This window comes from Inquilinus ginsengisoli (assembly GCF_031453975.1).
GTDB classification, from domain to species: domain Bacteria; phylum Pseudomonadota; class Alphaproteobacteria; order DSM-16000; family Inquilinaceae; genus Inquilinus; species Inquilinus ginsengisoli_A.
In genome coordinates this window covers 121,846-137,342 of sequence record NZ_JAVDPW010000001.1, presented here as the reverse complement: position 1 = coordinate 137,342, position 15,497 = coordinate 121,846, and the positions used below count along the sequence as shown (strand labels likewise).

Sequence of the window (15,497 nt, the reverse complement as noted above, 5' to 3'; positions counted from 1 at the left end):
AAATTGACAATGACCTGAGATGATTAACAAATGTGCATGTTTGGCGCAGTCATAGGACTCTTTTCTGGCCCTGACGGTTGCGGCCCTAAACCCGCGTGGTCGGGCTTGACGGGGGCCGCCGCGCCTCCAGCAGGTCCTTGGCCAGGAGTTGCGCCGCCCGCGACCCGGTGGCGCCCTTGCGGGCCACGATCTCGAACGGCGCATCATAGTCCAGGATGTCCGGCAGCAGCGGCCGCAGCCGCCCCGCGGCCACCCAGGGTGCGGCGTAATGCACCGGCAGGAAGCCGAGATAGCCGCCCGACAGGATCAGCACCGCCTGCGCCTCCATGGCGTCGACCGTGGCCGCGGCCGAGGCCTCGGACAGGCCGAGCCGGGTCAGGTCGCTGAGGTTCCAGTAGCCGCGGGTGATCAGCCGTTCGCGCCGGATCTCGGGCAGCGTCTCCGGCGTGTCGGGCACCGCGAACAGGCGGTGTCCGGCGCCGCAGTAGAAGCGGTGCCGCTCCTGGTACAGCGGCGTGTAGGTCAGGCCGGCGACACGGCGCGGGAAGCTGCCGACCGCGAGGTCCAGCTGGCCGTCGAGCAGCCGCTTCTCCAGCATCGGGGGGGTGTCGATGGTCAGGTGCAGGTGCACCCGGTGGTCGCGGCCGCCGAAGCGGCGCAGCGCCGGGATCAGCGGCGACCCCGGATCGCCGGCGGTGGCGTCGAGCAGCCCGACCCTGAGGTCGCCGGCCAGCCGGGCGTCCAGCGCAGAGGCCTCGCCGCGGAACGCCTCGACCGCGTCGAGCAGCCGCCGTGCAGCCTCGTAGACCGCCCGGCCCTTCTCGGTCAGGCGAAAGCCGGCCCGGCCGCGTTCGCACAGCCGGGCGCCCAGCCGCCGCTCCAACTGCGCCATCTGGGTCGAGACGGTCGAGGCGCCGAGGTTCAGCGCCGCCTGGGCCGCGGCGAAGCCACCGGCATCGACCACGGTCACGAAGATCCGCAAGAGCCGCAGCTCGACGTCCGTGACGTTCTTCATGGGGTCACGTTCTTCATGCGGACGAGATTACATCGAGAATCTACGAAGTGAACGTCGTGTCAGCGCTATTTTTCGGCGGCGCAACATGCGCCATCCTTCCGGCAACGAAACAGTGCGAACAGCGAGGCTTCGAGTGCCCTGGACCTTGGATTCCGAGACCGGCGTGCTGCGCGACGTGCTGCTGGCGACCCCGGACCACTATTCGTGGCAGCCGACCAACAGCATCGCCCGGGCCACGCTGGAGGCCGGGTCGGCCTATGACCACCAGCGCGTCCAGGGCCAGTACCGCCAGATGGTCGACGCGCTCGAAGGTGCCGGCGTCGCCTGCCATTACCTCAAGGTCGAGCCGCACCTGCCCTACCAGGTCTACACCCGGGATTCGAGCCAGGTGACGCCCTGGGGCCCGGTGGTCACCCAGCTGTTCCGGCCGCAGCGCCGCGGCGAATACGCGGCGGTGATCGAGTTCTACCAGCAGCATGGCGGCATCTGGCGCTATTCCACCGACGGCACGCTGGAGGGCGGCGACATCCACATCATCCGCCCCGGGCTGGTGCTGATCGGCAGTTCCGGGGAGCGCACCAACGAGGCCGGCGCGCGGCAGTTCGCGCGCTGGTTCGAGGCCGAGGGCTGGGAGGCCCGGGTCGAGCCGTTCCCCGAGCATTTCCTGCATCTCGACGTGATCTTCTGCATGGCCGCGGACGGGCTGGCCGTGGCCTGCACCGAGGTGCTGGACGACGGGCTGCTGGACTGGCTGAAGGCACACCGCATCAAGCTGGTCCCGGTCACCTACAAGGAGGTCATGGCGATGGGCTGCAACCTGCTGGCGCTGGGCCGCGACCGGGTGCTGTCGCCGAAGCACAGCAGCCGGGTGAACGCCCTGCTGCGGGCCGAGGGCATCACCGTGCTGGAGCCCGAGTTGGACCTGCTGGCCGCCGGCGGCGGCAGCATCCATTGCATGACCATGCCGCTGCGCCGCGATCCGGTGTAAGCAGAAACCATGACGACGCTCAACCCGCTCCTCGCCGCCGTGGCGGCCCCCCCGATCGCCGAAGCCCAGCGCTGGATCCAGGGCCGCAGCTTCCCTGCCGACCGGCCGTTGGTCGACCTGGCCCAGGCCGTCCCCGGCTACGCCCCGCCGGATAGCCTGATCGCGCATCTCGCCGATCGATTGCGCGACCCCGCGATGCACCGCTACACCGAGATCCTGGGCGTGCCCGCCCTGCGCGCGGCGCTGGCGGCGCGCTTCGCCCGGTTCTACGGCGGCACCATCGACGCCGCCCATGTGGCGATCACCGCCGGCTGCAACCAGGCCTTCTGCCTGGCGATGACGGCGCTGGCGCAGCCTGGCGACCGGGTGATCCTGCCGCTGCCGCACTACTTCAACCACAAGATGTGGCTGGACACGCTGGGCATCGAGGCCGCGCCCCTGGCCTTCCGGCCCGAGTCCGGCGGCGTGCCGGATGTCGAGGAGGCGGCGGCCCTGATCACCGACCGCACCCGCGCCATCGTGCTGGTGACGCCGAACAACCCGACCGGCGCAATCTACCCGGCGGCGACGCTGCGCGCCTTCTACGACCTGGCGAAACGCCGCGGCATCGCCCTGGTGCTGGACGAGACCTATATCGACTTCCTGCCGACCGACGCCCGGCCGCACGACCTGTTCGAGGACCCGGACTGGGCCTCGACCCTGATCCACCTCTACAGCTTCTCCAAGGTCTTCGCGATCACCGGCCACCGCGTCGGCGCCCTGACCGCCGGCCCGGCGCTGATGGCCCAGGTCGAGAAGGCGATGGACTGCGTCGCCATCTGCGCCCCACGCATCGGGCAGGAGGCGGCGCTGTTCGGGCTGGAGCAGCTGGGCGGCTGGGTCGCGGCCAACACCGCGGCGATGCGCCGCCGCGCGACCGTGTTCCGCGACGCCCTGTCGGGGCTGGAGGGCTGGCGGCTGGTCAGCCTGGGCGCCTTCTTCGCCTATCTCGAGCACCCCTTCCCCGGCCGCGGCGCGGTCGAGGTAGCCCGCGACCTGGCGCTGCGGCACAATCTCTTGACCCTGCCGGGCAGCATGTTCGGGCCGGGCCAGGACCGGTTCCTGCGCGCCGCCTTCGCCAATGTCGGCGACGACGTTGCGCCGGTCGTCGCGGCCCGGCTGACGGATGCGCTGTCGTCCCGCGACGCTGCGTAAGAAAACACCGCACAAGAAGACATCAGGAGGCTTCATGACCCGCGAGATCTATCGCTTCTCCCCGAGTCGGCGGACGCTGCTCAAGCTGTCCGCCGCCGGCGCCGCCCTGGCCGTCGCCGGCCGGGCGCCCTTCGTGCATGCGCAGGAGCGCAGCATCAAGATCGGCACCTATGGCGGCTATTTCGAAGAGAGCTTCGGCAAGCACGTCTTCCCGGAATTCACCAAGGCGACCGGCATCAAGGTCGAGGGCGTCGGCGAGCCGACCGGCGAGGCCTGGCTGGTGCAGCTGCAGACCGCGGCCAATGCCGGCGAGGCCCCGGCCGACGTGTCGATGATGGCCCAGGTCGCGATGCTGCGCGGCATCAAGTCCGGGCTGTGGCAGGCGCTGGACCCGGCGAAGATGCCGGGCGCTGCGAAGGTGTTCCCGGAGTTCCTCAACAAATACGACGATGGCCGTATCGCCGGCGTCGCAGCGGTGGCTTGGTTCATCACCCTCGTCACCAACACCGAGACCTACAAGGACGCGCCGACCAGCTGGGCCGCCCTGTGGGACAAGGCGAATGAGGGCAAGCTGGGGCTGATGGCGCTGGCCAGCAACTCGTTCCTGCTGGAGATCGCCGCCCACACCCATTTCGGCGGCAACAGCGACATCCTGGCGACCAATGAGGGTGTCGAGAAGGTGCTGGCCAAGCTGGCGGAGCTGAAGCCGAACGTGTCGTTGTGGTACCGCGACGAGGGCCAGTTCCAGAACGCCCTGCAGTCGGGCGAGATCCCGATGGGCGAGTACTATCACGACGTCACCGGCCTCGCGATCAAGGACGGCTTCCCGGTGCGCTCGACTTTCCCGAAGGAAGGCGGCGTGTCCGACCGCGGCTCCTGGGCCGTCACCAAGGCGTCGAAGAAGCTGGAGGAGGCGCATGTCTTCATCGACTACATGTGCCAGCCAGCCCAGCAGGAAACGCTGTCGCGCAAGGTCGGCACCGCACCGATCGTGCCACGCGAGATTTTGAGCCTGTCGGCGGAGGAGTTCGCCGCCGTCTCCAGCGACGTCAAGCCGATCATCCCGGACTACAAGCTGTACACCGAACGCGGCGACTGGGTCGCGGAGAAGTGGACGGGTATGATCACCGGCTGATCGAGCCCCGCCCCGGCCGGACCGCTGGCCGGGGCCTTTACCTCCGAGACAGGACCCGCGCCGCATGCACGAGCTCCGCCTCCAGGGCATCGCCAAGGATTACGGCCGGGTCACCGCCGTCACCGACGTCGACCTGGCCGTCCCGGCCGGTAAGCTGGTCTGCTTCCTGGGCCCGTCGGGCTGCGGCAAGACCACGCTGCTGCGCATCATCGCCGGCCTGGAATCGCCGACCAAAGGCCAGCTGCTGCTGGACGGGCGCGATGTCACTCCGGTGCCGACGCATCAGCGCAACTTCGGCATGGTGTTCCAGTCGCTGGCGCTGTTCGACCACCTGACGGTTGGCGAGAACATCGCCTACGCCCTGCGCATCCGCGGCGCCGACAAGGCTACCCAGCGCAAGCGGGCGGAGGAGCTGCTGGCCCTGGTGCAGCTGCCGGGCGTGGCCGACCGTCATGTCTCGCAGCTGTCCGGCGGCCAGCGCCAGCGCGTGGCCATCGCCCGCGCCCTGGCGATCGACCCCCGCCTGTTCCTGCTGGACGAGCCGCTGTCGGCGCTGGACGCCAAGCTGCGCGAGGCGATGCAGATCGAGCTGCGGCAGCTGCAGCAGCGCCTGGGCGTCACCACCATCCTGGTCACCCACGACCAGCGCGAGGCCATGACCATGGCCGACATCATCGTCGTCATGGGCAAGGGCCGGATCCAGCAATCCGGCGCGCCGCTGGAGATCTATCGCCGCCCGGCCAATGCCTTCGTCGCCGACTTCATCGGCACCGGCAACCTGCTGCCGGTCCGGGTCGACGGCGGGACCTTACGCCTCGGCGACACCGTGCTGACCGCGAGCGAGGGGCTGGGCGGTCTCGCTTCCGGCGCCGGCGCCACCCTCCTGGTGCGGCCGGAGGAGGTGCAACTGCGCCCGGCCGGCGAGGCGGGCCCGAACCGGGTCGCGGGCACGGTCGATTTCGTGCGCGATGTCGGCAATTCGGTCGAGGTCTATGTCGACTGCGCCGGCACCCGGCTGGTCGCCGCCGCCGCGCGCAAAGACTTGCCGCCGATCGCGGCCGGCCAGAGCATCACGGTCGAGCTGCCGCCCGAATCCTGCGTGGTGCTGGCGGCATGACCGCACCGGCCATGACCACGGCCTCGGCCGCCCCGGCGACAACCCATAACGCCCCTCATGGCCTGGTCGCCCGGTTGCCGGCGTTGTGGCCGGCGGCGATGCTGTGCGTGTTCTTCCTGGTCCCGTTCCTGATCATGGTGGCGTTCAGCTTCTACCACCGGGTCGAGGGCGGGCTGTACGAGCCGGCCTTCGAGCTCGACAACTATGCCCGGTTCTGGACGCCACTGTTCACCCGGGTGCTGGGCTTCTCGCTGATGATCTGCGGTCTGGCCGCCGTGGTCTGCGTCGTCGCGGCGGTACCCTTCACCTGGTGCCTCAGCCGCACGCCCCGTCGGGCGCAGGTGGCCTGGCTGGTCTGCATCCTGTCGATCCTGTCGCTGTCCGAGGTCATCATGGGCTTCGCCTGGTCGATCCTGCTGTCGCGGTCGGCCGGGCTGTCCAACCTGCTGGTCACGCTCGGCATCCTTGATACACCCGAGGCCTGGACGCCCAGCTTCGGCGCCCTGCTGATGGGGCTGTGCTTCATCGGCTTCCCCTATTCGGTGCTGATGCTGTACCCGGCGGTGAACCGCCTCGACCCCGAGATCACCGAGGCCGCCCGCACTCTGGGCGCCTCGCCGCTGCGCGGCTTCTTCACCGTGGTGATCCCGTCGCTGCGCCAGGCGATCCTGGCCACCGCCATCCTGGTGTTCGTCTTCACCCTCGGCTGCTATGTGCTGCCGCAGGTGCTGGGCAAGCCGGAGCACTGGACCCTGTCGGTGCTGATCACCGACCAGGCGATCTACCAGTCGAACATCCCCTTCGCCGCGGCGCTGGCGGTGTTCCTGGTGCTGGTCAGCCTGGCCCTGATCGGGCTGACCCTGCTGCTGGGCCAGGGCCGCAAGCCGGCCGGGGGGCGCTGACCATGGGCCGCGTCCTCTCCCGCCTCTATATGGGCCTGATCGGGGCCATCCTGCTGGCGCCGATCATCGTCATCATCGGCGTGTCGCTGAACGAGAAGAAGCGCCTGCTGTTTCCGCCGCAGGGCCTGTCGGTCGCCTGGTACGGCGAGATGCTGCGGGACCCGGAATGGGTCGGCGCGCTGGGCCACAGCGTGATCATCGCCGTGCTGGCCGCCGCCCTGTCGGTGTCGATCGCGCTGCCGATGGCCTGGTATCTGTGGCGCTGGAACCCGCGCTGGGGCCGCGCCCTCTACACCCTCGGCATCGCCCCCTTCATCCTGCCGCCGGTGGTCTCGGCCCTGGGCTTCCTGATCTTCTGGCAGATCGTCGGCCTGTACGGGCACATCGCCGCCACCATCGTCTCGCACGGCATCTTCTTCGTCACCCTGCCGCTGGTGAACATCGCCCTGGGCCTGGCCTCGATCGACCGCGCGGCGGTGGAGGCGGCGCGCACGCTGGGCGCCGACGAGCGCACGGTGTTCCGCACCATCGTACTGCCCTCGGTCAGGCCTTACATCATCTCCGGCTACGCCTTCGCCTTCGTGCTGAGCCTGAACGAGTACATCATCGCCTACATGGTGGCGGGGTCGACCGTGGAGACGCTGCCGATCAAGATCTTCAACGCCCTGCGCTACGGCTACACCCCCGTGATGGCAGCGGTGACGGCGCTGTTCGTGGTGGTGGCGGCGCTGGTGTTCTCGCTGGTGGCGTGGCGCGGCGACCTGCCGCGGCTGTTGGGCGCCAGCCGGCCACCGCGCTGAACTATCCTGCCGTTTCCCTTCCGATTCGGCGGTTGCGACAGATCCATGCCTTTTGCCTTGCTGCAGCGCCTCCTGCTGCCGATCGCCCTTGTGCTGGGCGCCGCCGCCCCGGCGGCCGCCATGGACGTCAAGAACAGCTTCAGCGACGGCTTCGAGGGCGGCCGGATCATGTCGCAGGTCTGGGCCCCCTGCCAGCGCGACGAGGGCTACTTCTTCATCGAGCAGTCGCAGGTCCGCTCCGGCAGCTATGCCGCCGGCATGGCCCTGCTGCCGACGCCGGACCTGCCGCCGGCGATCGAGCCGCTGGACATCGACCACAGCCGCAGCGGCTGCCGGGACCCGATGCCGATGGTGGAGTTCGACCCCGGCCATGACCAGCGGGCCGAGCTGTGGCTGCAGCCGACCGCGCCGAAGGGCACCGACCTGTGGTACGGCTTCAGCTTCCGCGTCGACGCGCCGCCGTCGCCCGAGGCCGATGCTAGGCGCCTGGTGGTCGGCCAATGGAAGCAGAGCGGCCCGTACAGCCCGATCCTGGGGCAGCGCTTCCGCAACCGGAAATTCTACCTGACAGTCGAGCAGGACGGCCCGGCGCCGTTCCAGCAGTGCCGGGTGCCGATCGCCTGGGAGGACGGCTACGACTTCTCGGAATTCCCCGGCCGCCGCCCCTTCCTGCATGACGGCTTCGACGGCGACGGCAACAAGCTGCCGCCCGACTACAGCGCCGACTGCACCCGTGGCCTGACCATCGACCGCAAGGCACCGCTGCCGCAGGCCTTCGGCGCCTGGGTCGACATGGTGGTGCACATGCGCATTTCCGCGACGCCCGACGACATCGTTGAGGTGTGGGCCAACGGCCAGCCGATCGTCACCGTCCGCGGCCCGCTGGGCTACCGCAACAGCGGCAAGCAGTACTTCAAGATCGGGCCATATCGCGACCCGGCGGACACGCCGGTCGTCGTCCGCCTCGACAATTTCGGCCTGGGCCACAGCTTCGACGAGGTCGATCCGCGGCGTTTCGACAAATAGGCCCGGCGCGGCTTGGCGGCACCCGGGCGGGCCCCTATCGTGCGTGGCCCGACACCAACCGCGATGATCATGCTCGCAGCCCTGTTGCGGCAGCCGATGCTGCCGGTCGTCCTGCTCCTGGCCAGCCTGCTCCCGACCGCCGCGCCGGCGATGGCGGCCGAGATCTCGGACGGCTTCGAATCGGGGCGCATCGACCCGAAGGTCTGGGCCCCCTGCCCGCGCCAGGAGAACCGCTTCTTCATCGACGACACGGTGGTCCGGTCCGGCCGCTACGCCGCCGGCATGGCCTTGCTGCCGGGGGATGCGGTGCCGGCCGCGATCCCGCCGATGGAGGCCAGGCGGCGGCGCAGCGGCTGCATGGACACCATGCCGGGCGCGGTGTTCGCGCCGGAGCGCGACCAGCGCGCCGAGCTGTGGCTGCAGCCGGCCGAGCCGAACGGCGCCGACCGCTGGTTCGGCTTCAGCTTCCGCATCGACGAGCCGGTGCGGACCGACGGCAACCGCCTGATCATCGGCCAGTGGAAGCAGAGCGGCGGCCACAGCCCGATCCTGGCGCAGCGCTTCAAGAACGGCGCCTTCCACATCACGGTCGAGCAGGAGGGCCCGACGCCGGGACAGCAATGCCGGGTGCTGGTGGCCTGGCAGGACGGCTACGACTTCTCGGACTTCCCGGGCTATCCCAGCTTCCTGCATGGCGGCGAGGACACCGTCGGCGGCAGGCTGCCGACCGACCGCCGCGGCGACTGCAGCCATGGGCTGACCATCGACCGCAAGGGGCCGCTGCCGTCGCCCTTCGGCGCCTGGGTCGACATGGTGGTGCATCTGCGCGTCGCCGCCGGGCCCGACGACCTCATCGAGATCTGGGCCGACGGCCGTCCGATCGTCACCATCCGCGGCCCGGTCGGCTTCCGCGATGGCGGCGCCCAGTACTTCAAGTTCGGGCCCTATCGCGACCCGTCGCCCAACCCGCTGGTGGTGAGGTTCGACGACTTCTCCCGTGGCGGCAGCTTCGCCGAGGTCGACCCGCGGCGCTTCGACCAGTAGCGCCGCGGCCGTGGCTGCTTTCGAGGCAGGCCTCGCCGCCGCGATGGAGGACGGCGAGGCCGGGCCGGCAATCCGCTAGGCCGGCTGGGGTTTCCCGATGGCCGGGTCGCTCCAGGCTTCGTCCGCGGTCTGGACACGGCCGCTGAAGCGCCGCAGGAAGCCCGGTTCCGACTTCAGCCGGACGCTCACGTCAAACCAGGACAACGACCTCGACACTGAAAAATGCAGTTCCTCTGTGGACCGGGCCCTGACGGACTGCGTTCTGGTCAGGGAATTGTAGGCCTCGGACACTTCGAATTCACACGGCCGGTCGTCGGAATTCCGCAACGTCACCCGAACCCCCCTGCCATCCCGGTCGTAGTCGAGCCGGACTTCGGGCTTGCGACGCCGATTGGGCTGATCCGCGATGCCCTTGAACTCCGCGAGATAGCCATCCGGGCCGAAGACGCTCCAGTGATACTGGCCGTCCACGTCGTCGGGCTGCAGGGTGGCGGTGAGCGATCTCCCGCCTTCGACCGTGTAGTGGTAGGCCGCCTGGCGATCCTGCCCCGGGTTCCGGTAGGCGATGAAGTGGGCGCCGACCTTTCCGAGATTGTCGAAATCGATGCCGAACTCGCCGTCGCGCGTGACGTTCTCGTGGACGAAGAAACGATATGGCAGCGGGCAGGCCGCCCGCTTGAACGGATAGGTGACGCTGGGGAGGGCCTGAGGGTTCGGCACCGCCAGGGGGCCAGTGCCATTTTTCAGCGGGGTCGGCACGGTCTTCACCGCCGCCGGCCAATTCTTCCCGCCGCTGAAGTCGAAGGCCGATGTCAGGTCGCCGCACACCGTCCGGCGCCACGGGGAGATGTTCGGGCACCGGATCTTGCGGGGATCGGCGCCCTTGGCGATCTGCCATTCCTCGAGGAAGCGCAGCACCGAGGTGTGGTCGAACAGCTGGGAACACACCCGCCCGCCCACGCTCCAGGGCGAGATCACCAGCATCGGCACGCGCGGCCCCAGGCCGACCGGGGTCGTCCCGGTCATGATTTCATCCGCGCCGCATTGCGCCAGCGTGGTCTGGCCATAGGCGTTGGTGATCGGCGGGATGGGAGCCGGGACGTGGTCGAAATAGCCGTCGTTCTCGTCATACATGATTAGGAAGACGGTCTTGGCCCACACCTTCGGGTTCTGGACGAGGGCGTTCAGGATGGCCGCGGTGAAGTTCTCCCCATCCCCCGGAGCCGCCGACGGATGCTCGCAATATTTGTAGGGCGCCACGATCCAGGACACCTGCGGCAGGCCCTCGGGCGATTCCATCGCCTTCTGGAATTGGTCGATCACACTCTCTCCCAGCACCGTGCTCGAAGCGGCGAAGGTCCGGCCGTGCTCATAGAGGCCCTTGAATCTGTCGTCCCGCGATTGACTGATCGGCTTTCCGGTGCTGTCGATGCGGAAATTCTTGAAGTACTGCAGATAGTTGTCGCCGTAATTGTCGTATTCCTGGAACACCTTCCAGCTGACGTCGTTCTTCTCCAGCACCTCGGCATAAGTCAGCCAATCCGCCACGCCGGCGGCGACTGCCGTCTTCTTGGCGGTCGGCGAATCGCCATACATGGCAGGGGTGATCTTGGAATTGTTGTCGTTGCGGATATCGGCGACGTAGACCTCATTGCCCTTGTCGTCCCGGCTGTAGTTGTCCGGGAAATTCATCGGCGGAGGACAGGTGCCGGACCAGAGATAGAGCCGATTGGGGTCCGTCGCAGCAAAGACGGAGCAATGGTAGGCGTCGCAGACCGTGAAGTTGTTCGCCAGCAGAGTGTAGAACGGCAGATCCTCCGGGGTGAGATACCCCATCGTCTGCTTGCTCTTGAGCGGGACCCAGACGTCCCAATCCTGCCAGATGTCCTGGGATGCCTTCCAGCTGTGGTCCAGGTCGCCGGCGTATTGGAAGTTGGCGGTTCCGGCCGTGCCGCTGAGTGCGAACGGCAGGACGTAGCGGGATTGCCGCTTGCTGCGATCCGGCTGATACCACGTGTCCTTCGCGGTCCATTTGTCATGCGAGACGTGGTCGCTGATCTTGACGGTGGGATTGGTGCCTTCGGGCTGGTACCAGACCGGCTTGCCGCTCGGCAGCGGAACCGGCCGCGGGTCACCGAATCCCCGCACGCCCGGCAGCATGCCGAAGTAATGGTCGAACGACCGGTTCTCCTGCATGAAGATGACGACGTGTTCGACATCCCGGATGTCGTTGTGGACGCGATGAGGTTCGGTGGCCAGTGCCCGCTGGACGAGGTCCAGCCAGGCGGAACCGCCCGCGGCGACGCCCACCGAGGCGGCGCTCATGCGAAGGAAATCACGGCGTTTCTGTGTGACCATGGGGTGCGACCTCGGGGAGATGTCAGCGCGAGAGAATGGGGGGCTGATAGTTGCGCGCGCCACGGTTACACAAAGACTGTTACCCTTTTACGTCAAGATTCGAAGCCGAATCCAATATTGATCGGCACACCGAAATCCATTTGCGCAACGTCCTTATCGATGAATGCTTCCCTGAGGCTTCCACGTCCGCGGTGTCGCCGCGCCCGGCTCTTGTGCCTCAGTAGCGGTGGGGCACGTAGAGTTCCTCCGGCAGCGTGCGGCGCTCGTAGTTCGGGTCGAACACCCGCTCCGGCAGCGCGATCTCCTCATGCGGCACCTCCTCATAGGGGACCACCGACAGCAGGTGCGACATGCAGTTCAGGCGCGCCCGCTTCTTGTCGTTGCCTTCGACGATGTGCCAGGGCGCCTCGGGAATGCTGGTGCGTTCGAACATGGCCTCCTTGGCCTTGGTGTACTGTTCCCAGCGCACGCGGGACTGCAGGTCCATGGGCGACAGCTTCCACTGCTTGATCGGGTCGTGGATGCGCATCAGGAAGCGCAGCTGCTGCTCCTCGTCGGTGATGGAGAACCAGTACTTCACCAGGATGATGCCGGAGCGCAGCAGCATGCGCTCGAACTCCGGCACGTCGCGGAAGAAGTCCTCGACCTGGCCTTCGCTGGCGAAACCCATGACGCGCTCGACGCCGGCGCGGTTGTACCAGCTGCGGTCGAACAGCACGATCTCGCCGGCCGCCGGCAGGTGCGGCACATAGCGCTGGAAGTACCACTGGGTCTTCTCGCGGTCGGAGGGGGCGGGCAGCGCCACCACCCGGCAGGTGCGCGGATTGACGCGCTGGGTGATGCGCTTGATGGCGCCGCCCTTGCCGGCGCTGTCGCGGCCCTCGAACAGGACCACCATCTTGAGGCCCTTGTATTGCACCCAGTCCTGCAGCTTCACGAGTTCGCTCTGAAGCCGCAGCAGCTCGTTGAAATAGGTGTGGCGGTCGAGGCTGTTCTTCTTGCGCGTCGCCAGCAGGGCGCGCAGCTCGGGCGCGATGCGGGCGTCGTCGACCGCCTGCTCGAGCTCCTCGTCCATGTCGTCCTCGAGCTCGATCTCGAGCCAGCTGCGGGTCCCGGTGTCTTTCAGCTCGGTCATGTGCCTGTCTCCTGCTGCTCACCCCCCATGTACCTGGAAGGTTATGCAGTTTGGTGACAGCCGTCGCCGGTCGGGCCGGTCCGGCCGATGAAATGATGGGCCGACGTCCTTTTCCGACCCGAGAGGAAAGGCGCGGCGCCTCTCCCGCCACCCCTCCCTCGTCATTGCGAGCGCAGCGAAGCAATCCATCGGGCCGCTCGTACCGGCGCCATGGATTGCTTCGTCGGCTTCGCCTCCTCGCAATGACGATTGGGGGGGCGGGTGAGGCGACTCAGTCAGCTCTTCGCGTTGCCTCTCCCGCCTGACGGGAGAGGCCGGGCGTCCGCAGGACGACCGGGTGAGGGCGGGCCCAGGCCTCGACAAAGAGCCCTCACCCGGAGCCGCTTCGCGTCTCCGACCTCTCCCGAAAGCGGGAGAGGCAACGCGAACGGAGCGCCCCTCAACTGCTATCTGGCTTGCGGGCCGGCGGGGCGGGCTCGCCGGGCTCGGGCGCTTCGGGAGGCGGATCGGTGAGCGCCTCGTCCAGCGGCTCGGCCGCCTCGTCCCCGGCGATGACCTCGTCCCAGCCCTGGGGCAGCCGGCCCGGCTCGCGGCCGAGGCGGCGGCAAATGCGCCGCACGATCTCGTCGATCGGCAGGGTGTCGAGTTCGACGTCCAGCGGCTCGGTCTCGGTCAGGCTCTCCCGCGGTGCGGCGGCCGCCTTGGCACCGGCCGGCCGCTCGGGCCCAAGCTCCTCGGCCACGGCGCGGGCGACCTGCGCCCGCCGCCGCTGCCGGCGCTCCTGGACCTCGGCGGCGGCTTTCTCCGCCGCGTCCTTGCGGGTCCGGTAGGCCTCGCGGATGCGCTCGGTCATGGCGATGGTCAGGCGCACCGCACGGGCGATGCGGGCCTGCGACAGCGCGAAATCGATCACCGGCGGCTCGAACCGGTTCCCGGCCACGATGTGCTGGCCCTCGAGCCGGCGGGCGGTGCGCATGTCGATGTCGACCAGCTCGCGCAGCGTGCCCAGCGCCCACACCGTCCACTCCCGGTCGGGATCGACCGGTTGGGTCTCGGCAGGGGCGGCGTCGATCGGCGCGGTGTCCATGGAACATATCATGAACAAACTGAACCGCTTGCGCAATGAACAAAGTGTTTACGGGACGACGGGCGCGCCGCCCCTCCCCCTCCGTCATTGCGAGGAGGCGAAGCCGACGAAGCAATCCACGGCGCCGCCTGGCATGGATTGCTTCGCTGCGCTCGCAATGACGATGAGGGGGCGAAAAGGCGACGCGATCCGGACGCAACCGCCCCCGTCAGGTCATCGCGAACACCGGCACGCGGTCGCCGACGCCGCGGAGGGTCAGGGCCTGCAGCGTGGCGTCCACCCCGCGCGCGGACAGCAGCCGGGCCGAATCCGCGTCCCGGACGATCGCCTGGGTGGCGAAGATGCTGTCCTCGGTGGCCAGCGCCTGCACCCGCGACGCGATGTTGACGGTCTGGCCGAAATAGTCCTGGCGATCGTTGAGGTTCACCGCGAGGCACGGCCCCTCATGGATGCCGATCTTCAGGATCAGCTCCTCCGCCCCCCGCCGCGCGTTGAGCTGGCGCATCGAGTCGCGCATGCGCAGCGCGGCCGAGACGGCGCGGCGCGGCTCCGGGAAGGTCGCCATCACGGCATCGCCGATGGTCTTGACCACGGCGCCGGCTTCGGACGCCACGATCTCGTGCAGGACCTGGAAGTGGGAGCGCACCAAGTCGTAGGCGACGAGGTCGCCGACCCGCTCGTACAGGTCGGTCGACCCCTTCAGATCGGTGAACAGGAAGGTCAGGCTCATGATCTTGAGCCGCTGTTCGACGTCGAGCGTCTCGGTGCGGTAGAGGTCGCGGAAGGTCTGGTTGGTCAGCAGCCGCTTGGCGGTCAGGAACGGGCGGCGGCCGCCGATCAGGCTGCACATCTCCGGGCCCGCGACATAGACGCCGACCAGGGCCCGGCGCTCGGTGCGGTTGTCCAACAGGAGGCGGAGCGGCCCCGGGGCCAGGGTGGTGCGGCCGACTTCGGCACGGGCGCTGGTGAAGATCATCGTGATCTCGCGACGGTCCGCCGTCGGCTCGCCCGCGCTCTCGACCAGATGCGCCGTGTGGGTCACCGGGTCGAAGATGATGACGGTCTCGGCCGGAAGCTGCAGGGCCAGGATCATGCGTTCGCCGGCCTTCAGCTCGACGGCCTCCAGCAGGGCCTTGCGGCTGAGCGCGTCGAACATGCCCGGCTCGGGGAAGGCCAGGCCGGACCCGTAGAACACCTGCCGGTGGTAGTCCCAGAAGCCGAGGCTGTCGGGGTCGTGGGCACCGATGCTGCGGATGCGGGGGCTGACGGTGAAGCTGACCTCGACCGTGTCGTCGAGCGTCGGCTCGCTGTCCAGCGCGCAGAACGCGCAATGATAATCCTGCTGCCGCACGCTCTTCAGCGTGGCGTTGGCGCCGAGCACGCCGCCGCAGCTGGGGCACAGGATGTTCCAGGACATCTCGAACAGGCCCAGCCGCGACGCGTGCAGCAGGGCCGCGATCACCTTCTCCTCATCCAGGCCGCGGGCAGTGGCGAGGCCCAGGGCGTTGAGGCGCGCGAGCTCCTCGTCGCGGCCGTTGCGGACGAGGTCCTCGATGGCGTCGACCACGCCGGCGTCGGCCGAGCGGCGCAGGGCGTCGAACAGGGCGTCGTTGTCGTGCATGGCCGGAGCATACCCCTCCTCAATCGTCATTGCGAGGAGGCGAAGCCGACGAAGCAATCCATGGTGCCGCCTGGC

Annotated in this window: 13 protein-coding genes; 8 read left to right on the top strand and 5 right to left on the bottom strand. The window is 68.6% G+C overall.

Going from position 1 to position 15,497, the window contains the following annotated elements:
• Positions 1–85: 85 nt before the first annotated feature.
• Entirely contained in the window at positions 86–1,015 is a 930-nt protein-coding gene (locus tag E9232_RS00745; RefSeq protein WP_309791505.1) for a LysR family transcriptional regulator, read from the bottom strand.
• Between the two features lie 133 nt (positions 1,016–1,148).
• On the opposite strand from E9232_RS00745, the gene E9232_RS00740 reads away from it, so the two are divergent.
• From E9232_RS00740 to E9232_RS00705, 8 genes are all read left to right on the top strand, one after another.
• Positions 1,149–2,003, top strand: coding sequence for a dimethylarginine dimethylaminohydrolase family protein (locus tag E9232_RS00740; protein WP_374710585.1), 855 nt, complete (start codon positions 1,149–1,151; stop codon positions 2,001–2,003).
• 9 nt (positions 2,004–2,012) lie between these two features.
• The gene (locus E9232_RS00735) at positions 2,013–3,197 is read left to right on the top strand and encodes an aminotransferase (protein WP_309791502.1); all 1,185 of its coding nucleotides are present in this window, start codon (positions 2,013–2,015) and stop codon (positions 3,195–3,197) included.
• Positions 3,198–3,231: 34 nt separating this feature from the next.
• A complete protein-coding gene (locus E9232_RS00730) occupies positions 3,232–4,332 on the top strand; it encodes an ABC transporter substrate-binding protein (protein ID WP_309791501.1) in 1,101 nt (366 codons plus the stop codon).
• Positions 4,333–4,396: 64 nt separating this feature from the next.
• On the top strand, positions 4,397–5,449 hold the full coding sequence (locus E9232_RS00725) for an ABC transporter ATP-binding protein (RefSeq protein WP_309791499.1): 1,053 nt from the start codon (positions 4,397–4,399) through the stop codon (positions 5,447–5,449).
• Complete coding sequence (locus tag E9232_RS00720; protein WP_309791498.1) at positions 5,446–6,351, top strand: ABC transporter permease; 906 nt, start codon at positions 5,446–5,448, stop codon at positions 6,349–6,351. The genes E9232_RS00725 and E9232_RS00720 overlap by 4 nt, the downstream gene beginning before the upstream one ends.
• 2 nt (positions 6,352–6,353) lie before the next feature.
• Positions 6,354–7,151 carry an ABC transporter permease gene (locus tag E9232_RS00715; protein ID WP_309791496.1) on the top strand — a complete coding sequence of 266 codons (798 nt, stop codon included), beginning with the start codon at positions 6,354–6,356 and terminating at the stop codon, positions 7,149–7,151.
• A 45-nt stretch (positions 7,152–7,196) separates the two neighbouring features.
• Entirely contained in the window at positions 7,197–8,177 is a 981-nt protein-coding gene (locus E9232_RS00710) for a heparin lyase I family protein (protein ID WP_309791495.1), read from the top strand.
• A gap of 63 nt (positions 8,178–8,240) precedes the next feature.
• Positions 8,241–9,221, top strand: coding sequence for a heparin lyase I family protein (locus tag E9232_RS00705; protein WP_309791493.1), 981 nt, complete (start codon positions 8,241–8,243; stop codon positions 9,219–9,221).
• Positions 9,222–9,296: 75 nt separating this feature from the next.
• On the opposite strand, the gene E9232_RS00700 is transcribed toward E9232_RS00705, so the two are convergent.
• From E9232_RS00700 to E9232_RS00685, 4 genes are all read right to left on the bottom strand, one after another.
• The gene (locus E9232_RS00700; protein WP_309791492.1) at positions 9,297–11,579 is read right to left on the bottom strand and encodes a phosphocholine-specific phospholipase C; all 2,283 of its coding nucleotides are present in this window, start codon (positions 11,577–11,579) and stop codon (positions 9,297–9,299) included.
• 217 nt (positions 11,580–11,796) lie between these two features.
• Positions 11,797–12,714 (bottom strand): polyphosphate kinase 2, encoded by a 918-nt coding sequence (gene ppk2 / locus E9232_RS00695; protein WP_309791490.1) that lies wholly within the window; start codon positions 12,712–12,714, stop codon positions 11,797–11,799.
• Positions 12,715–13,153: 439 nt separating this feature from the next.
• Positions 13,154–13,801 carry a hypothetical protein gene (locus tag E9232_RS00690; RefSeq protein WP_309791489.1) on the bottom strand — a complete coding sequence of 216 codons (648 nt, stop codon included), beginning with the start codon at positions 13,799–13,801 and terminating at the stop codon, positions 13,154–13,156.
• Positions 13,802–14,009: 208 nt separating this feature from the next.
• The gene (locus tag E9232_RS00685; protein ID WP_309791488.1) at positions 14,010–15,422 is read right to left on the bottom strand and encodes an adenylate/guanylate cyclase domain-containing protein; all 1,413 of its coding nucleotides are present in this window, start codon (positions 15,420–15,422) and stop codon (positions 14,010–14,012) included.
• Between the last annotated feature and the right edge of the window lie 75 nt (positions 15,423–15,497).

Bases quoted from the DNA above. Each gene is read 5' to 3' on its own strand.
- E9232_RS00745 (WP_309791505.1), bottom strand. From the start codon at position 1,015: ATGAAGAACGTCACGGACGTCGAGCTGCGGCTCTTGCGGATCTTCGTG.
- E9232_RS00735 (WP_309791502.1), top strand. From the start codon at position 2,013: ATGACGACGCTCAACCCGCTCCTCGCCGCCGTGGCGGCCCCCCCGATC.
- E9232_RS00730 (WP_309791501.1), top strand. From the start codon at position 3,232: ATGACCCGCGAGATCTATCGCTTCTCCCCGAGTCGGCGGACGCTGCTC.
- E9232_RS00725 (WP_309791499.1), top strand. From the start codon at position 4,397: ATGCACGAGCTCCGCCTCCAGGGCATCGCCAAGGATTACGGCCGGGTC.
- E9232_RS00720 (WP_309791498.1), top strand. From the start codon at position 5,446: ATGACCGCACCGGCCATGACCACGGCCTCGGCCGCCCCGGCGACAACC.
- E9232_RS00715 (WP_309791496.1), top strand. From the start codon at position 6,354: ATGGGCCGCGTCCTCTCCCGCCTCTATATGGGCCTGATCGGGGCCATC.
- E9232_RS00710 (WP_309791495.1), top strand. From the start codon at position 7,197: ATGCCTTTTGCCTTGCTGCAGCGCCTCCTGCTGCCGATCGCCCTTGTG.
- E9232_RS00705 (WP_309791493.1), top strand. From the start codon at position 8,241: ATGATCATGCTCGCAGCCCTGTTGCGGCAGCCGATGCTGCCGGTCGTC.
- E9232_RS00700 (WP_309791492.1), bottom strand. From the start codon at position 11,579: ATGGTCACACAGAAACGCCGTGATTTCCTTCGCATGAGCGCCGCCTCG.
- ppk2 (WP_309791490.1), bottom strand. From the start codon at position 12,714: ATGACCGAGCTGAAAGACACCGGGACCCGCAGCTGGCTCGAGATCGAG.
- E9232_RS00690 (WP_309791489.1), bottom strand. From the start codon at position 13,801: ATGGACACCGCGCCGATCGACGCCGCCCCTGCCGAGACCCAACCGGTC.
- E9232_RS00685 (WP_309791488.1), bottom strand. From the start codon at position 15,422: ATGCACGACAACGACGCCCTGTTCGACGCCCTGCGCCGCTCGGCCGAC.